At 64.4% G+C, this 983-nt stretch carries 1 pseudogene; it reads right to left on the reverse strand.

What is annotated here, in order from left to right:
• A pseudogene (locus tag WT24_RS18770) lies at window positions 1–983 on the reverse strand (hypothetical protein); the annotation flags it as partial.

The raw sequence follows: 983 nt of genomic DNA on the forward strand, positions 1-983 counted from the left end.
AGACCCGACGACTTCAGTTGCGACACGTTCACCGCGTCCATGTCGGCCTTGCCGGCCTTCACGTTCGACAGCGTCGTACCGCCAAGACCGGCGAGCGTCGCCGACGTGTACTTCGGCGTGCCGTCCGCGTTCTTGTCGTACGTCACCGCGGCCAGCGCCTTGCCGTCCTCGCCGATCAGGCCCGACGACTTCAGTTGCGACACGTTCACCGCGTCCATGTCGGCCTTGCCGGCCTTCACGTTCGACAGCGTCGTGCCGCCTACGCCGCTCAGCGTCACCTTGTCCTTCTGGATGCTGTCGTACGCCACCGCCAGCGGATTCATCCCGCCTTCCACGCCACGAATGGCTTCGGTCAGTTGATCGACGTTCACCGCGTCCTTGCCGTCCGTGCCTTGCGCAACGTTCGACAGCTTCACCGGCGTCGCCGACTTTCCACCGCCCAGCGTCACCGAACCGTAGTTCGGCGTGCCGTCCTGGTTCTTGTCGTACGTCACTGCAGCACGCGTGTGACCATTGCCGTCCACCAGACCCGTGTTCGTGAACGCGTTCTTGATGTTCGTGATGTCGCCCGTGTTGCCCGCAACTCGACCGTCCAGGTTTTCCAGTGCATCGCCGACGTTGTGATACGCGACTTGCTTCGAGCCGTCCGCGGAATCGGTCAGGCTGTACGTCGGCGCGGATACCCCGCCGTTCGCATCCACCGACGAACCGCCGCCCAGCGCATTCGCCACGCTCTGCGCCGTGCCATGCAGTTGACCGCCGTTGATCGCATCCTTGCTCTGCGCGCTGACCTGGCCGGCCTTCACGTTCGTGAGCGTCGTGCCTTCCGTGCCGCCGAGCGTCGCTTTCGACTTCGTCGCATCGTCGTACGTCACCGCCAGCGACGTCACGCCCTTGTTCGGGTCATTCGGGTCCACCTGCGTGACCAGGCCCGCTTCCTTCAACTGGCCAAGGTTCACCGCATCCTTGTCAGCCTTACCCGC

The organism is Burkholderia sp. MSMB1078WGS (genome assembly GCF_001528895.1).
Classification (GTDB): domain Bacteria; phylum Pseudomonadota; class Gammaproteobacteria; order Burkholderiales; family Burkholderiaceae; genus Burkholderia.